At 60.9% G+C, this 14,515-nt stretch carries 16 protein-coding genes and 1 pseudogene; 8 read left to right on the top strand and 9 right to left on the bottom strand.

Going from position 1 to position 14,515, the window contains the following annotated elements; translation table 11 throughout:
• The first annotated feature begins 20 nt into the window (after positions 1–20).
• From ribH to AB4N92_RS08825, 8 genes and pseudogenes are all read left to right on the top strand, one after another.
• Positions 21–497 (top strand): 6,7-dimethyl-8-ribityllumazine synthase, encoded by a 477-nt coding sequence (gene ribH, locus AB4N92_RS08860; RefSeq protein WP_003194576.1) that lies wholly within the window; start codon positions 21–23, stop codon positions 495–497.
• Positions 494–994, top strand: coding sequence for a transcription antitermination factor NusB (nusB, locus tag AB4N92_RS08855; protein WP_460129857.1), 501 nt, complete (start codon positions 494–496; stop codon positions 992–994). Before ribH ends, nusB begins: the two co-directional genes overlap by 4 nt.
• 18 nt (positions 995–1,012) lie before the next feature.
• Positions 1,013–1,978, top strand: coding sequence for a thiamine-phosphate kinase (thiL, locus tag AB4N92_RS08850; protein ID WP_236267430.1), 966 nt, complete (start codon positions 1,013–1,015; stop codon positions 1,976–1,978).
• A gap of 66 nt (positions 1,979–2,044) precedes the next feature.
• The gene (locus AB4N92_RS08845) at positions 2,045–2,764 is read left to right on the top strand and encodes a substrate-binding periplasmic protein (RefSeq protein WP_010206832.1); all 720 of its coding nucleotides are present in this window, start codon (positions 2,045–2,047) and stop codon (positions 2,762–2,764) included.
• A 150-nt stretch (positions 2,765–2,914) separates the two neighbouring features.
• Positions 2,915–3,532, top strand: coding sequence for a GTP cyclohydrolase II (ribA, locus tag AB4N92_RS08840; RefSeq protein ID WP_010206831.1), 618 nt, complete (start codon positions 2,915–2,917; stop codon positions 3,530–3,532).
• A complete protein-coding gene (locus AB4N92_RS08835; RefSeq protein ID WP_010206829.1) occupies positions 3,529–3,948 on the top strand; it encodes a nuclear FMR1 interacting 1 family protein in 420 nt (139 codons plus the stop codon). Before ribA ends, AB4N92_RS08835 begins: the two co-directional genes overlap by 4 nt.
• Positions 3,945–4,733 carry a cobalamin-binding protein gene (locus AB4N92_RS08830; protein ID WP_021492980.1) on the top strand — a complete coding sequence of 263 codons (789 nt, stop codon included), beginning with the start codon at positions 3,945–3,947 and terminating at the stop codon, positions 4,731–4,733. Before AB4N92_RS08835 ends, AB4N92_RS08830 begins: the two co-directional genes overlap by 4 nt.
• A 55-nt stretch (positions 4,734–4,788) precedes the next feature.
• Positions 4,789–4,983 (top strand): annotated as a pseudogene (locus AB4N92_RS08825) (cobalamin-binding protein); the annotation flags it as partial.
• Between the two features lie 93 nt (positions 4,984–5,076).
• Here the strand turns inward: AB4N92_RS08825 and AB4N92_RS08820 are convergent.
• From AB4N92_RS08820 to ppa, 9 genes are all read right to left on the bottom strand, one after another.
• Complete coding sequence (locus AB4N92_RS08820) at positions 5,077–6,972, bottom strand: TonB-dependent receptor domain-containing protein (protein WP_236266945.1); 1,896 nt, start codon at positions 6,970–6,972, stop codon at positions 5,077–5,079.
• Positions 6,973–7,129: 157 nt separating this feature from the next.
• Positions 7,130–9,028, bottom strand: a complete 1,899-nt coding sequence (gene dxs, locus AB4N92_RS08815) for a 1-deoxy-D-xylulose-5-phosphate synthase (RefSeq protein ID WP_010206825.1) — start codon at positions 9,026–9,028, stop codon at positions 7,130–7,132.
• A 110-nt stretch (positions 9,029–9,138) separates the two neighbouring features.
• Positions 9,139–10,026: a (2E,6E)-farnesyl diphosphate synthase gene (gene ispA / locus AB4N92_RS08810; RefSeq protein WP_236266946.1), complete on the bottom strand. Its 888-nt coding sequence runs from the start codon at positions 10,024–10,026 to the stop codon at positions 9,139–9,141.
• Positions 10,023–10,265 carry an exodeoxyribonuclease VII small subunit gene (locus AB4N92_RS08805; RefSeq protein ID WP_003194556.1) on the bottom strand — a complete coding sequence of 81 codons (243 nt, stop codon included), beginning with the start codon at positions 10,263–10,265 and terminating at the stop codon, positions 10,023–10,025. The genes ispA and AB4N92_RS08805 overlap by 4 nt, the downstream gene beginning before the upstream one ends.
• 290 nt (positions 10,266–10,555) lie before the next feature.
• The gene (locus tag AB4N92_RS08800) at positions 10,556–10,990 is read right to left on the bottom strand and encodes a hypothetical protein (RefSeq protein ID WP_028618099.1); all 435 of its coding nucleotides are present in this window, start codon (positions 10,988–10,990) and stop codon (positions 10,556–10,558) included.
• 29 nt (positions 10,991–11,019) lie between these two features.
• The gene (locus AB4N92_RS08795; protein ID WP_010206821.1) at positions 11,020–11,586 is read right to left on the bottom strand and encodes a hypothetical protein; all 567 of its coding nucleotides are present in this window, start codon (positions 11,584–11,586) and stop codon (positions 11,020–11,022) included.
• Positions 11,587–11,739: 153 nt separating this feature from the next.
• The gene (ycaC, locus tag AB4N92_RS08790) at positions 11,740–12,372 is read right to left on the bottom strand and encodes an isochorismate family cysteine hydrolase YcaC (protein ID WP_010206820.1); all 633 of its coding nucleotides are present in this window, start codon (positions 12,370–12,372) and stop codon (positions 11,740–11,742) included.
• 563 nt (positions 12,373–12,935) lie between these two features.
• Positions 12,936–13,712 (bottom strand): LexA family transcriptional regulator, encoded by a 777-nt coding sequence (locus AB4N92_RS08785; protein WP_029529012.1) that lies wholly within the window; start codon positions 13,710–13,712, stop codon positions 12,936–12,938.
• A gap of 214 nt (positions 13,713–13,926) precedes the next feature.
• Positions 13,927–14,454 carry an inorganic diphosphatase gene (gene ppa, locus AB4N92_RS08780; RefSeq protein ID WP_003219382.1) on the bottom strand — a complete coding sequence of 176 codons (528 nt, stop codon included), beginning with the start codon at positions 14,452–14,454 and terminating at the stop codon, positions 13,927–13,929.
• Between the last annotated feature and the right edge of the window lie 61 nt (positions 14,455–14,515).

The raw sequence follows: 14,515 nt of genomic DNA, 5'->3' as shown, positions 1-14,515 counted from the left end.
CTCTTTAAGAGATTTGTCGAATGACCCTGAAGACCATCGAAGGTACCTTCATCGCCCCCAAAGGCCGCTACGCCCTGGTGGTTGGCCGCTTCAACAGCTTCGTGGTTGAAAGCCTGGTAAGCGGTGCCGTGGACGCCTTGGTTCGCCACGGTGTGAGCGAGAGCGATATCACCCTCATCCGCGCCCCTGGCGCCTTCGAAATTCCACTGGTTGCGCAAAAAGTTGCTCAGCAGGGTGAATACGCGGCGATCATCGCCCTGGGCGCGGTCATTCGTGGCGGTACTCCGCATTTCGAATACGTGGCAGGTGAATGCACCAAGGGCCTGGCCCAGGTGTCCATGGAGTTCGGCGTACCCGTCGCTTTCGGCGTGCTGACGGTGGATTCCATCGAGCAAGCCATCGAGCGTTCCGGCACCAAGGCCGGCAACAAAGGCGCTGAAGCTGCCCTGTCCGCCCTGGAAATGGTCAGCCTGCTGTCGCAGTTGGAGGCCAAGTGATTTCCGACGAGAGCGACAACTTCAACCCGCGCGAGCCACGTCCAGCCGATGCTGGCAAGCCATCCAAGAACGAGAAGCGTCGCGCTGCTCGTCAGTTGGCGACCCAGGCGCTGTATCAGCGTCACCTGGCGGGCGCTTCGTTGAACGAGATCGAAGCACAGTTTCGCGTCGACAACGATTTTAGCTTCGCCGACCTGCCGTACTTCCACGACATTCTGCACGGTGTACATGCCCACCTGACCGAGATCGATACAGCCCTGGCACCTTGCCTGGACCTGACCATCGAAGAGCTGGACCCGGTTGAGCTGTGCGTGATGCGCCTGTCTGCCTGGGAACTGCTGTATCGCGTCGACGTGCCGTACCGCGTGGTAATCAACGAAGGTATCGAGTTGGCGAAAGTCTACGGTTCGACCGACGGCCACAAGTTCGTCAACGGCGTGCTCGACAAGCTGGCTCCGCGCCTGCGTGAAGCCGAAGTGAAGGCGTACAAGCGCTAAACCGCGCTTGGGACCTGAATGGGCGAGTTTGAGCTGATCCGCAACTACTTCGCCGCCGCGCCTTGTGCGCAGGGCGGCGAGGGCATTGCCTTGGGGATCGGTGACGACTGCGCCTTGCTGGCGCTCCCTGCCGGGGAGCAGCTGGCAGTCTCCACCGATACATTGGTGGCCGGGGTGCATTTTGCCGACCCCTGCGACCCGTTCCTGCTGGGCCAGCGCTCGTTGGCCGTGGCAGTCAGCGACCTGGCCGCCATGGGCGCCCATCCCCTCGCGTTTACCCTTGCCCTGACCACGCCGACCGTCAATGCCGATTGGCTGCAACGCTATGCCGAGGGTTTGAACCTCATGGCGCAGCGCTGCGGCGTGGGCCTGGTGGGCGGCGATACCACCCGTGGCCCCTTGAGCCTGACCCTGACCGTGTTTGGTCGCGTACCCGCCGGGCAAGCCTTGACCCGCAGCGGTGCGCGGCCGGGTGACCTGCTGTGTGTCGGCGGTGAATTGGGCAATGCCGCCGGCGCGTTGTCGTTGGTATTGGGCCAGCGCAATGCTGACGCGGCCGTTGCCGATCCGCTACTGGCCCACTACTGGTCGCCGCAGCCGCAGTTGGCCCTGGGGCTGGCACTGCGCGGCAAGGCCACGGCTGCCATGGATATTTCCGACGGTCTCTTGGCCGATTGCGGGCATATCGCCACGGCCTCGGCTGTCAGCCTGTTGATCGAACGCCAGCGCTTGCCCCTGTCCCAGGCGTTGTTGGCGTTTGTCGGCGAGGATGCGGCGCGCGTCGCGGCCCTGAGCGGGGGCGACGACTACGTGCTGGTGTTCACCTTGCCATCCGACGAGCTGGCATCGTTGCTGGCCGACGGCTGGCCGGTCCATGTGATCGGCCGGGTCGAGGCGGGGCAGGGCGTGACGCTGCTCGACGGCAAGGGGCACGACATCACGCCAGCCATCCATGGTTATCAACACTTTCAGCAGACCCCCTGAGTCGGTGCGCTGCGCTACCCTTTATCGCGTAATCACGGATGCAAGGCCCTGTAGGAGGTCGCCACCATGGATGTGCGCCGTTGGCTGCTGATAGTGCTGTGTGTCTTTACGGCGGTCGTCCAGGCGCAGGACGCGCCCGGCAAGGTCGTGTTGGCCAGTGAGGAGTGGAACGACTACACCAACAAAAATGGCAGCGGCCTGGCCTGGGACGTACTGCGCCAGGTGTTTGAACCCGCCGGAATAACGCTGCAGACGCGTTCAGTGCCCTACACCCGCTCGGTCGGCCTGGCCCAGCGCGGCGAAGTGGATGGCTGGGTCGGTTCCTATCGTGAGGAAGCCACCGGGGTGCTGTACCCCCATTGGAATTTCGATTCCGACCACATCTACGCCCTCGGCCTGGCCGGCACGCCGGCGCCGACGCTGGCTACGCTGGGTAATTACCGCCTGGCCTGGGTGCGTGGCTACAAGTACGAGGAGTACTTGCCCACTGTGCAGCGCTTCAACCAAATCGAGCGCCGCGACGGCATTTTGCCGATGCTGGAACACGCGCGAGCCGACTTCTACATCGATGCGCTGACCGAGGCCCAGTACGTGCTCAATCAGGCGGATGACCCGTCCAGATTCAGACTGACCCACATCGTCGAAATCCCGCTTTATATCGGGTTTGCCGATAACGAACGAGGTCGCGCCTTGATGGCTGTATTCGACCAACGCATGGCTGTTCTGGTGAAAAGCGGCGCGTTGAAGGCGATTTTTGAACGCTGGAAACAGCCATATCCGTTCTAAGTAGGCGCGAGCAAGCGCACGTCTACATAGAATCAATAAGAAGGCCAATCGAACCGATTGATCTTTATCAGCGATAATTCAGCTTAAGCGTCCGTAGGAAGCTGCTGTTACAATGGCCGCCATCGTAAAAACTGAAATCAGGAGCACACGGTGCCCGTCGTTTTCGTCGCCGCTTCCAAGCTGCCTACCCCTTTTGCCACGTTCACCATTAACGGCTTCCTCGAAGACGCCACCGGGCGCGAGCACGTTGTGCTGAGCCTGGGCGATATCGCTGATGGCGCGCCGGTGCTGGGTCGTGTGCATTCCGAATGCCTGACCGGCGACGCGTTGTTCAGCCAGCGTTGCGACTGCGGTTCGCAACTGGAAGCCGCCATGCGGGCCATCGCCCGTGAAGGTCGCGGCGTGTTGCTGTACCTGCGTCAGGAAGGTCGTGGCATTGGCCTGATGAACAAGATCCGCGCCTACGAGCTGCAAGATGGCGGCGCCGACACCGTCGAGGCTAACGAGCGCCTGGGCTTTGCCGCCGACCAGCGTGACTACGCGATCTGCCTGCCGATGCTGGAGCATCTGGGCGTGAAATCCCTGCGCCTGATGACCAACAACCCGCGCAAGGTCAAAGCGTTGACCGAGATGGGCATCACCGTGGCCGAGCGTGTGCCGCTGCACACCGGGCACAACCCGCACAACAAGCTCTACCTGGCCACCAAGGCCAGCAAGCTCGACCACATGATGGGCAACGAGCATCAGGGCGAGGTCGACCGCGCGTGACCCGTGGCCAGGTGAAACGGCGACTGTCCTTCAACTGGTGGCAGTACCTGGCCCTGGCGTTGTTCCCCCTGTTCGTGATCAACCTGGTGTTTGGTCAGGCTGAGTCCTTGCTGCCAGTGTTGGCCATGCCGTTCTTCATTGCCGGCGTGGCCTCGATGTTTCTTAGCCTGCGTTACTTCAACGGCTATAAACACGCGTTGATCGCCACCTCCAAAGCCCTCGATACCCCCGAAGAGCCGGCTGCCTGGATCACCCTGGCGGCCCGTCGGCGCACGGCGTTGCTGGTGGCGGCCGTGCCGGCCTGGATCGGCGCGCTGGCCGTGTTCGTTGGCTTGGAAGCCGTGCCGCTGTTCCTGCTGGCGCTGTCGACGCTGGTGCTGTTTTACCTTTACCGCATCCCCCGTCAATTAGGATGAGGCGTCACTGGCTGGCGGTCCTGCTGCTGGCGTTCTGTGCTCAGGCTTTGGCGGCCGAGCGGGTGGTCAGCCTGGCGCCGTCCCTGTCTGAAATCGTCGTCGAACTGGGCGCCGCCGACTTGCTGGTGGGTGTGCTCGACGGCGGCGATCGTCCGGTTGCCCTGGCGCAAGTGCCGTCGGTGGGGCATTACGGCCAATTGGACATGGAGCGCCTGCTAAGCCTCAAGCCCGACCTGATCCTGCTGTGGCCCGGCAGCGTCGGCCCGGCCCAGCGTGAGCAATTGCAGCGCCTGAACATCCCGATTTATGTCGCCGAACCCCATAGCCTTGAACAGCTCACCACCCAAGTCCAGGCTATCGCCGAGCAATTGGGGCGACCTGAGTCCGGTCGTCAATTGGCCGCGCACTTGCGCCAACGCTTGGCCGACCTGCGTCAGCGCTATCAGCGTGTCGAACCATTGCGCGTGTTTTACCAGGTATGGAACCAGCCGCTGTATACCGTGGGCGGCGGGCAAATCATCAGCGATGCGTTGAGTGTGTGCGGGGCGCGCAATGTGTTCGACGATCTCAAGCTGCCGGCGCCGCAGGTGAGCATCGAGTCGGTGTTGCAGCGTGACCCCGAGTTGATTCTGGTCGGGGATCAAGCGCAGAGGGAGGCCTGGAGGGTCTGGCCAGCGATGGCGGAGCGGGTGCGGTTGGTGCCAGACAAAGGCCTGGAGCGGCCCAGCGGGCAGATGCTGGAGGCGGTGGCGCGGCTGTGTCAGGTGATTGCACCTAACAAGTGATACCGCTTTCGCGAGCAAGCCCGCTCCCACATTTGGAATGCGTTTGTCCTGTGGGAGTATCGAGTCGGTGTTGCAGCGTGACCCCGAGTTGATTCTGGTCGGGGATCAAGCGCAGAGGGAGGCCTGGAAGGTCTGGCCAGCGATGGCGGAGCGGGTGCGGTTGGTGCCAGACAAAGGCCTGGAGCGGCCCAGCGGGCAGATGCTGGAGGCGGTGGCGCGGCTGTGTCAGGTGATTGCACCTAACAAGTGATACCGCTTTCGCGAGCACGCCCGCTCCCACATTTGGAATGCGTTTGCCCTGTGGGAGCGGGCTTGCTCGCGAAGAGGCCCGTACAGGCGACGATCAAATGTCCGGTGTCCAAGTCACCCCAAGCATCCACACCCGACCTTCCTCTCGGTAATCCTGATTATTGGCGTATGTCGGGTCGTTATAGCTATAGCGCGCCCGTGCATAAGTCTTATCCAGCAAGTTGTCGACCTTCAACGACAACGCCACTTCCCGATTCAGCGCCCAACTGCTGCGCAATCCCAGTAAGGCATACCCGCCCAGGCGGTGGGTGTTGTCCTCATCGTCATAACTGCTGCTGATGGCCTGCCAACTGGCGCCCACCCCCAGTTTGTCGAACTGCCGATCCAGATCCAGATTCACCGTACGCCGCGCCCGGCGGGCCAAGGTGTGTCCGCTGTCGCGGTCGCGTGGGTCGATGATCGACAGCCCCAGGTTGCCTTGCCAGCCGAACAGCTCCTGCTTGAGCGCGGCTTCAAAGCCGTTGATGCGCGCTGACGCCACGTTCTGCGGCTTGCCGGAGCGGTCGAGGATGATCGCATCGCTCAAGTCGGTGCGGTACAGCGAGGCTTCCAGGCGTGTGCTGTCGCTCAACTGGCTGCGCCATTGCAGTTCGTAGCTCTTTGAGGTTTCGGGCTGCAGGTTGGGGTTGCTGTACTTCGTATCCGGGTAATACAGGTCGTTGAAGGTCGGCGCACGGAAGCCTTCGCTGTAGCTCAGCAACACATCGTTGTCCGGGTTGACCGGCAAGGTCAGGGTGCCGCTCCAGCTATTCTGTCCACCGAACTGCTGGTTCTGGTCACGTCGCAGGCCCAGTTCCGTGGAAAACCAATCACCCTTGAACCGATGCTGCACAAAGGCCGCGCGGTTCCAGCGACTGTTTTCGGTAAAGAGGGTGGAGCCGTGGAAGCGGTCTTCATACCAGTCGCCGCCGAGAATCAGGCTGTTCCGGTCGTTCAGCGTCAGGTCGTTCTGCCAGTTGACCGAGTCGCGGTAGGTGTTGAACACGCTGAAATCGTCACTGAGGGTGTCGCGCTTGGTATCGCGGTTCTCGCTGTGGCCTAACTCCAGGCGTGATTGCCAGCGCTCGTTGAGCTTGGCATCGACATAGCCGCTGGCACTGCTGACGGTGTAGTTGGTGTAGGGCTTTTGCCCCAGCGTTCGCCCGGTAGTGGCGTCGTAGCGGCCGAAACTGTTGTCGTACTCTGACTTGCCGCGGTTATCCAACAGGTTGAAACCGGCCTCCAGCTCATCGCTGAAGGAATGGCTGAGGTTCAGGCTGAGGGACTGATTGCGGTAGGCGTCATGGTCGCCATCGCTGGGGAATGATGTATGCGTCGAGTTGATACCCGCGGTGTCATCCAGGCTCGCGCCGAGGTTGAAACGGGTGTGTTCATCGCCGCCGGACAGGCCAAGGCTGCGCTCCCAGGTCTGGTTGCTGCCAAAGCCCAACTTCAGGCGTGGTTGCAGGCCTTGCTCGGTATTCCGGCGGGTAAACACCTGGATCACCCCGCCAATCGCATCGCTGCCGTAGATCACCGAGCGTGAGCCGCGCAGCACTTCCACTCGTTCAATCTGGTCGACGTTCAGGTATTGCAAGCCGCTGTCGCCGGAGGTGGTATTGGCGATACGTTGGCCGTCCACCAATACCAGGCTTTGCGCGGATTTGGTGCCGCGAATGTAGATCCCCGGCAGGCTGCCACGGCCACCGGTAGGCGCGACCTGCACGCCAGGCACGCGACTGAGCAGGTCGGTGACGCTGGTGGGTTGCAGGCGGTCGATGTCGTCACGGGTGAACACTGTGTTGGCGGCGCTGCTGTCGTTGCGTGCCTGCACCTGGCGGTTCGCGCTGATGACCACGTTGGGAAGTTTCAGGGCGTCGTCGCGTGTGTCGGCGAGCAGGTCCGGAGAGGTTAGCAGCAGCAACGGCAGGGCGAAGCAGAGGCGATTCATGGGCGGTCCACGGCTGTTAAAATTGACACAAAACCAATGTGGGAGCGGGCTTGCTCACGAAAGAGGTGAGGCAGCCACATAAGTAGTGACTGATACACCGCTTTCGCGAGCAAGCCCGCTCCCACATTTTAGTCCCCGTTTCAGCCGGGAGATTGGGTTACAGGCCCAGCAGCGCCATGCGCTCGCGCACCGATGCCTCAATGCCGGCTTCATCCAACCCGCATTCCGCCAGCATCTGCGCCGGCTTGGCGTGTTCGACGTACACATCCGGCAAGCCCAGGTGCAGCACCGACTTGAGGATGTTCTCCCGCGCCAGGAACTCGCTGACTGCCGCACCGGCGCCGCCCATGATGGCGTTTTCTTCGACGGTCACCAGCAATTCGTGGCTGCCGGCAATCTCACGTACCAAGGCTTCATCCAGGGGTTTGACGAAGCGCATGTCGACCACGGTGGCGTCGATCTTCTCGGCGACTTTCAAGGCTTCGGCCAGTTGCACGCCAAACACCAGGAATGCGGTCTTGCTGCCTTGGCGACGCACGATGCCCTTGCCGATCTCGATAGGCTCAAGATCCTTCTCGATCACCGCATTCGGGCCATTACCGCGCGGGTAACGCACGGCCGCCGGGCCGTTGTACAGGTGGCCGGTGCTGAGCATCTTGCGCAGTTCGTTCTCGTCGCTTGGCGTCATTACCAGCATGCCGGGGATGCAGCGAAGGTAGGACAGGTCGAAGCTGCCGGCGTGAGTCGGGCCGTCTTCGCCCACTAAGCCTGCGCGGTCGATGGCAAACAGCACGTCGAGGTTCTGCACCGCCACATCGTGAACAAGCTGGTCATAACCGCGTTGCAGGAAAGTGGAGTAGATCGCCACCACCGGCTTGGCGCCTTCACAGGCCATGCCGGCAGCGAACGTCACCGCGTGCTGCTCGGCAATCGCCACGTCGAAATAACGCAGTGGGAAGCGCTCGCTGAACGCGACCAGGTCGGAGCCTTCCTTCATCGCCGGGGTAATGCCCACCAAGCGCGGATCGGCGGCGGCCATGTCACACAGCCATTCGCCGAACACACCGGAATACTTCGGCCCGCTGGCCTTTTTCGGCGCAGCGGCAGGCGCGTCCACCGGCTCCAGCTTGGTGATGGCGTGGTAGCCGATCGGGTCGACTTCCGCCGGGGCGAAGCCTTTGCCTTTCTTGGTGACGATGTGCAGGAACTGCGGCCCCTTGAGGTCACGCATGTTACGCAGCGTGGCGATCAGGGTCGGCAGGTCGTGGCCGTCGATCGGGCCGATGTAGTTCCAGCCCAGCTCTTCGAACAGGGTGCCGGGCACCAGCATGCCCTTGGCGTATTCTTCGGTACGACGGGCAATTTCCCACGCGCCAGGCAGACGCGAGAGGACCTTCTTGCTGCCTTCGCGCATGCTGGCATACGTGCGGCTGGAGAGGATCTTGGCCAGGTAGTTGGACAGGCCGCCGACATTGCGCGAGATCGACATGTCGTTGTCGTTGAGGATCACCAGCATGTTGGCATCCACTTCCGGCGCATGGTTGAGCGCTTCGAAGGCCATGCCGGCGGTCAGCGCGCCATCACCAATCACCGCAATCGCCTTGCGATCACTGCCTTGCAGGCGGGCGGCAATCGCCATGCCAAGCGCGGCGCTGATCGAGGTACTGGAGTGGCCGACGCCAAAGGTGTCGTACTCGCTCTCGGCGCGGCGCGGGAAGGCGGCAATGCCGTCCTTCTGGCGCAGGCTGCCCATGCGCTCGCGGCGACCCGTGAGGATCTTGTGCGGATACGCCTGATGGCCCACGTCCCACACCAGCCGGTCATCCGGGGTGTCGAACACGTAATGCAGGGCGATGGTCAGCTCGATGACGCCCAGGCCGGCGCCAAAATGCCCACCGGTCTGGCCGACCGTGTAGAGCAATTCCAGGCGCAACTCATCGGCCAGGGTTTCCAGCTCGGCTTCACCCAATCGACGCAGGCCGGCCGGCGTGACAGCACGGTCAAGCAGGGGCGTGGACGGGCGCTTGCGGGGAATCTCTTGAAACGTCGTGGGCATCAGGCGAATCGTTATAGGTATAGAAGAGGCGGCAGTTTACCTCAAGCATCGCGAACTGCCCACGCAGAGCGCCCAACTTGGCCGATATGCGGCCGCAAAGGCCGCCGTTATCAGTGCCGGCGTTCGACGATATACCGCGCCAAGTCACGCAGTGGCTCGGCCGCCGCGTCGAAAGGTCGCAGGGCGTCCAGGGCCTGGTCACGCAGCTCCAGGGCATAGGCCTTGGCGGCTTCCAGCCCGAGCAGTGCAGGATATGTCGGTTTATCCCGTGCGATATCGGCACCTTGGCGTTTGCCCAGAGTGGCAGTGTCACTTTCTACGTCGAGAATATCGTCCTGCACCTGGAACGCCAGGCCGATGGCCAGCGCGTAGGTCTTCAGCGCCGCCAATTGAGCGGCTTGCGCACGCCCACTGGCCAGGGCGCCCAGGTGTACGGCGGCTTCGATCAAGGCACCGGTCTTGTGGCGGTGCATGTATTCCAGCGCCTGTTGATCAAGCTTCCGGCCCACCGACCCCAAGTCGATGGCCTGGCCACCGACCATCCCGGCCGGGCCCGCTGCCACGGCCAGCGCCGTGACCATGCGTAAACGGATCTCGGCATTGACGTTGCTCAGCGCCGGGTCCAGCAGTGCGCTGAACGCCAGGCTTTGCAGGCCATCGCCGGCGAGGATCGCGCAGGCTTCATCAAAGGCTTTGTGAGTGGTCGGCTGGCCGCGACGCAAATCGTCGTCGTCCATCGCCGGCAAGTCGTCATGCACCAGGGAATAGGCGTGGATCAACTCCACCGCACAGGCCGCGCCATTGGCCTGCTCAGCGGCTGCGCCCAAGGCTTCACACGCCGCATACGCCAGCAACGGACGCACGCGCTTGCCGCCATTCATCACGCTGTAGCGCATGGCTTCGTAAAGACGCTTGAGTTCAGGGCTTGGCGCAACAAACAAGGGCTCCAGCGCCGCATTGACCCGGGCTTGGCTACTGGCCTGATACGCGTCGATCATTCCGGCTGTTCCGCATCGAAAGGTTCTTCGGCCAACTCCCCGTCACGCTCCAGCAGCACTTGCACCTTCTGCTCCGCCTGCGCGAGCGCGCTCTGGCAGTCGCGGGTCAGGCCGATGCCTTGCTCAAACGCCGTCAACGAGTCTTCCAGCGACAACTCGCCGTTCTCCAGACGCTCGACCAGGGCTTGCAGGTCGGCGAGGGATTGTTCGAAATCGAGTGCAACTTTTTTGCGGGCCATGGCGGCTATTCCGGTAGACGGTAAACCGGCGCGACACTAGCAGACATGGGGGATTGGGGCAAATGAGCGGGGGTGTCACTTGCCCGCTGTCTTGGCCTGATACCGGGTGCTGCGACCGCCACCGGGCAGCCGGACCAGGCAGTCAGCCCTGTCTGCATCTTTTCCAGGGCAGTGAGCTGCACGTCCAGTTCGCTGGGGTTTCAGGGGAGGGGATGCTGTAGCGGCGAGAGTCAAGCATCTAGCCTCGGTTCTCGTTCGTGCAACACGCTGTTGCACAAACGATCCCAGCCTCAAAACCCCGGCGGAATATACCCCGGCACAAATGGCACGTTCAGGCACTTGCCATGCAGGATCCGGCCATCCTCAATCCTGAACAGCACGATCTTCTTCGCCTTATCCACCGTGGCTTCCAGCTTGCAATCCGAACTGTGCCCGACTTGCTGGTAATACTCCGTATACACCATCCCGTTCCCGGTGTGGTTCATTGAAGTCCCAGCGGCTTCGGTGGTCGTCCAGGATGAGGACTTGTGCCAGGTCATCACCACCTGGGTGTCGCCATTGGGTGCATTCTGCTTCTTCATCGAGTCGGGCTTGCCGAATAAATCCAGCGCCTCTTGCACGTCACGGCCTTCCCAACGCGATTGTGCAATCAGGTGGCACCCGTTGATAAACAGCACGGCCGGCAACAAAAGTCCTGCCAGCAACAGCCTTGTCCATGTAGGCATCGTGAATCCTTCTTGTCGGTAGGGGTTGCTCAGCGCTTGTTGCCCAGCATGTCGTCGAGGTCATCAATCATCTGGCTCTTCTCCTGAGTCGGGCCCAACTGCTCGAACATGGCCTTGGTGGTCTGGATCATCTGCAGATGGGTCATCTTGCCCATGGCGATGGTGTCCTTGCTCTTGCCCGGTTCGCAGACATACGCGAGCGTGCGGTCGAGCCAGAACTCCTTTGGCGTCTGCCACGTGTTGGAGACCTTTAAGTGCGTGAGGGTGTAGGAAAATGGCGCGACCGACTGGCCGTTGAGAAAGCGCACCTTGCGCGTGGAGCACTGCACTTCGATGTTGTACACATCGATCATTGGTTTGCCCGGTTCTTCATACACCACCGTGACGGCCACCAATTTGGCGCCCTTGTTGTGGTTCGAGGGCACCACCGAGGTACGGTCGGCCACATACATCACATTTTGATGGGCCCGGCCGCTGCCGTAGATGATCGACCAGTCGCCAATCGGTGTTTGTTCATCGGCCAATACCGATGTTGCGCTGGTCAGCAATAGGGGCAGAAGTGCCAGGCAGCGACCGACCTTGGTTAAAGTATTCAATAGCGTCCTTCCTTGAGGCTCGAAATAAGCGAAGGACTTTAGTGGTGAGGCGGTGCAGCCACAATTAGGGCGAGTGTACTAATGGCGAATGGCTAGGTAACGACGCAAAAAGCCTGCGTTTCAAGGCAGGCTTATGGTGTGTGGCGATTTGACTTAGTCTTTGCGAGCCGTCAGCGCCGCATAACCATTCATCAAGTTGCGATAGTTGGGAATACGCTGGGACAACAGATTCCCCAGGCCTTCGATATCGTTGCGCCAGTCGCGGTGCAGCTCACACGCCACCGAGAACCAGTTCATCAACTGCGCACCGGCTTGCGTCATCCGGCTCCACGCCGCCTGCTGCACCGTGGTATTGAACGTGCCCGACGCATCGGTCACCACAAACACCTCAAACCCTTCCGCCAGCGCCGACAAAGTCGGGAACGCTACGCACACATCCGTCACTACACCGGCAATGATGATCTGCTTACGGCCGGTCGCCTTGATCGCCTTGACGAAGTCTTCGTTGTCCCACGCGTTGATCTGGCCAGGGCGGGCGATGTACGGCGCGTCCGGGAACATCTCTTTCAACTCCGGCACCAGCGGGCCATTCGGGCCTTGCTCGAAACTGGTGGTAAGGATGGTCGGTAGGTTGAAGAACTTGGCCAGGTCGGCCAGGGCCAACACGTTGTTCTTGAACTCGTTGGGCGAGAAGTCCTGCACCAGAGAGATCAGGCCGGTCTGGTGATCGACCAACAGAACAATGGCGTCGTCTTTGTTGAGGCGGTTGTAGGTTGGAGCGCTCATGGTTGAATCCTTTTTTGTTTAGGTTGGTTGGGCGTTGCGTTCAACATGGGCACAGATTAATGGGTGGCTATTGGGGGATAAAGCAGGTGAAAACGGTAATACCGTCAACTCAGGCGTGACAATGCTTGTCTTTGCGTACGCCAAGCCTTTTGTCGTTAATGAGGGACTGAGGTTTTAGGACGCCTGGGGGCGTGTGACTGGGTTGCAGCAGTGACTTGGTGGGGGTGGCGAAGACAGTGGCGGAGCGGGCTATGGCGTGTATTCAGCTTTAGAGGCAGGGCGGGCTATAAGCTGCCCGCTTTTGCTCATTCAAATGTCCAACGGCTTGTCGGACAATTGACTTGGGGTTCATGCGGGCATTAAAAAGCCGGCTTGTGGCCGGCTTCTCGGGGACTGCTTCAGCTTGTTTTTGACAAGCCTCACCAGCCTTCAAATCGCTCAGCCCACGTTGCGTCGGGCTGAATAGTAGGGGCATCAGCGGGAACTCCTCCGCATCGCCAGCAGGGTGAATAGCCTTAAGCCACCCACTGCCAAATGTGCGGCGCATGATACCCACATTCCCCTCAGTTGCCCACCTCCGGATCCGATTTAGAGCCTTCCCAGCCCAGTAGGTGCTCATCCAGCGGCACCGGTGGACGGCGGTTGTTGAGGGTGGACCACCAGAACACCCACCCCACAATCTGGACGTTCTGCTCAAACCGTTGCTCGTACGTCAGGTATTCGTCCGGATGTTCACCGGCGTTGTGGCTGCGCATCCGCAACCCACCGCCAGGTCGGTTGTAGAGGTATTTGATGCGCAGCATCCCGTCGTGCTCTACCGCATAAATTTCGCCGTCGATGATTTGCGTGCGGCCTCGGTCGATAGCGAGGGTGGCGCCTTGCTGGATGATGTCGATCATGCTGTTGTCGACCATGTAGGCGCCCAGGGCACGGTCGGGGTGCACGTTAAGGGCTTGGAGGGTGTGCAGGGTGACGCGGATGCGTTCGATAGAGGTAAATGAGGGGTGGAGGTCGATCTCCACGTCGATTTTTTCCGGGAGACAGGCGGGGCCTGTGAGGTATTGGCCGCTTCCTTCGCGGGTGGTGGGCAGTCCTTTTCGGGTGTTCGGGCCTTCCAGCAGGAAGTTGGCCGGTGGGTGTTTGGGGCCTTCGCCGGTGCGCAGCCAACGGCTGGAGATGCACAGCAGTTCTGCGATTTCGTTGAGTCGACCCATGGGGACGCCGCGCTTGAACCAGTTGTTCACGTGTTGGGGCGTGACGCCGCGGTTCTTGGCGAAGTCGGAGGCGGAAAGGTGGACTTCCCGTAATAGCGCTTTTAAACGATCACCTGATGTATTCATGAACGCAGAGTTTACTGGCCGGAATTACAGATCAAATAAACCATGCGTTGAGTTGCGTGTGTAGGTCGTTGCTTAGTTGTAGCCTGATACTTCGGATTCAGGTGCTGGTTAAACCTTTTATATAAGTTAATGAACTTGTCGTTTAATTTTTCCCACAAAAAAAGCCCCGAATGATCGGGGCTTTTTCAGTTGCCGGGGCAATGAGGAGCGGGTATCAGCCTTTGTAGGCAGCGACCGACTTCAGGATCTCGGCGCGGGCGGCATCTGCGTTGCCCCAACCGTCGATCTTCACCCATTTGCCTTTTTCGAGGTCTTTGTAGTTCTCGAAGAAGTGTTTGATCTGCTCCAGCAGCAGGGGCGGCAGGTCGGTGTATTCCTTCACGTCCACGTACAGCTGGGACAGCTTGTCGTGTGGAACCGCGATCACTTTGGCATCGCCGCCGCCGTCGTCGGTCATGTTCAGGATGCCGACTGGACGCGCGCGGATAACCGAACCTGGGGTAACCGGGTAAGGGGTTACGACCAGCACGTCGAGGGGATCACCGTCGTCAGCCAGGGTGTTAGGGATGAAACCGTAGTTGGCCGGGTAGAACATCGGGGTGGCCATGAAACGGTCAACGAACAGGCAGTCGCTGTCTTTGTCGATTTCGTATTTGATCGGCGCGTGGTTGGCCGGAATCTCGATGGCGACGTAGATGTCGTTCGGCAGGTCTTTGCCAGCCGGAATCTTGCTGTAGCTCATTGGGCGTTGCCCCCGTTAATTGGCCAAGAAACTTGGCCGGATTGGCCTAAAAGTGGCGGCG

Source organism: Pseudomonas sp. S3_A09 (assembly GCF_054668065.1).
Note: the sequence above shows the minus strand (reverse complement) of the source record. Positions and strands in the feature narration are given on the sequence as shown.

Excerpts from the sequence above, each read along its gene's own strand:
- ribH (WP_003194576.1), top strand. The coding sequence starts at position 21 with ATGACCCTGAAGACCATCGAAGGTACCTTCATCGCCCCCAAAGGCCGC.
- thiL (WP_236267430.1), top strand. The coding sequence starts at position 1,013 with ATGGGCGAGTTTGAGCTGATCCGCAACTACTTCGCCGCCGCGCCTTGT.
- AB4N92_RS08845 (WP_010206832.1), top strand. The coding sequence starts at position 2,045 with ATGGATGTGCGCCGTTGGCTGCTGATAGTGCTGTGTGTCTTTACGGCG.
- AB4N92_RS08830 (WP_021492980.1), top strand. The coding sequence starts at position 3,945 with ATGAGGCGTCACTGGCTGGCGGTCCTGCTGCTGGCGTTCTGTGCTCAG.
- AB4N92_RS08820 (WP_236266945.1), bottom strand. The coding sequence starts at position 6,972 with ATGAATCGCCTCTGCTTCGCCCTGCCGTTGCTGCTGCTAACCTCTCCG.
- dxs (WP_010206825.1), bottom strand. The coding sequence starts at position 9,028 with ATGCCCACGACGTTTCAAGAGATTCCCCGCAAGCGCCCGTCCACGCCC.
- ispA (WP_236266946.1), bottom strand. The coding sequence starts at position 10,026 with ATGATCGACGCGTATCAGGCCAGTAGCCAAGCCCGGGTCAATGCGGCG.
- AB4N92_RS08805 (WP_003194556.1), bottom strand. The coding sequence starts at position 10,265 with ATGGCCCGCAAAAAAGTTGCACTCGATTTCGAACAATCCCTCGCCGAC.
- AB4N92_RS08800 (WP_028618099.1), bottom strand. The coding sequence starts at position 10,990 with ATGCCTACATGGACAAGGCTGTTGCTGGCAGGACTTTTGTTGCCGGCC.
- ycaC (WP_010206820.1), bottom strand. The coding sequence starts at position 12,372 with ATGAGCGCTCCAACCTACAACCGCCTCAACAAAGACGACGCCATTGTT.
- AB4N92_RS08785 (WP_029529012.1), bottom strand. The coding sequence starts at position 13,712 with ATGAATACATCAGGTGATCGTTTAAAAGCGCTATTACGGGAAGTCCAC.
- ppa (WP_003219382.1), bottom strand. The coding sequence starts at position 14,454 with ATGAGCTACAGCAAGATTCCGGCTGGCAAAGACCTGCCGAACGACATC.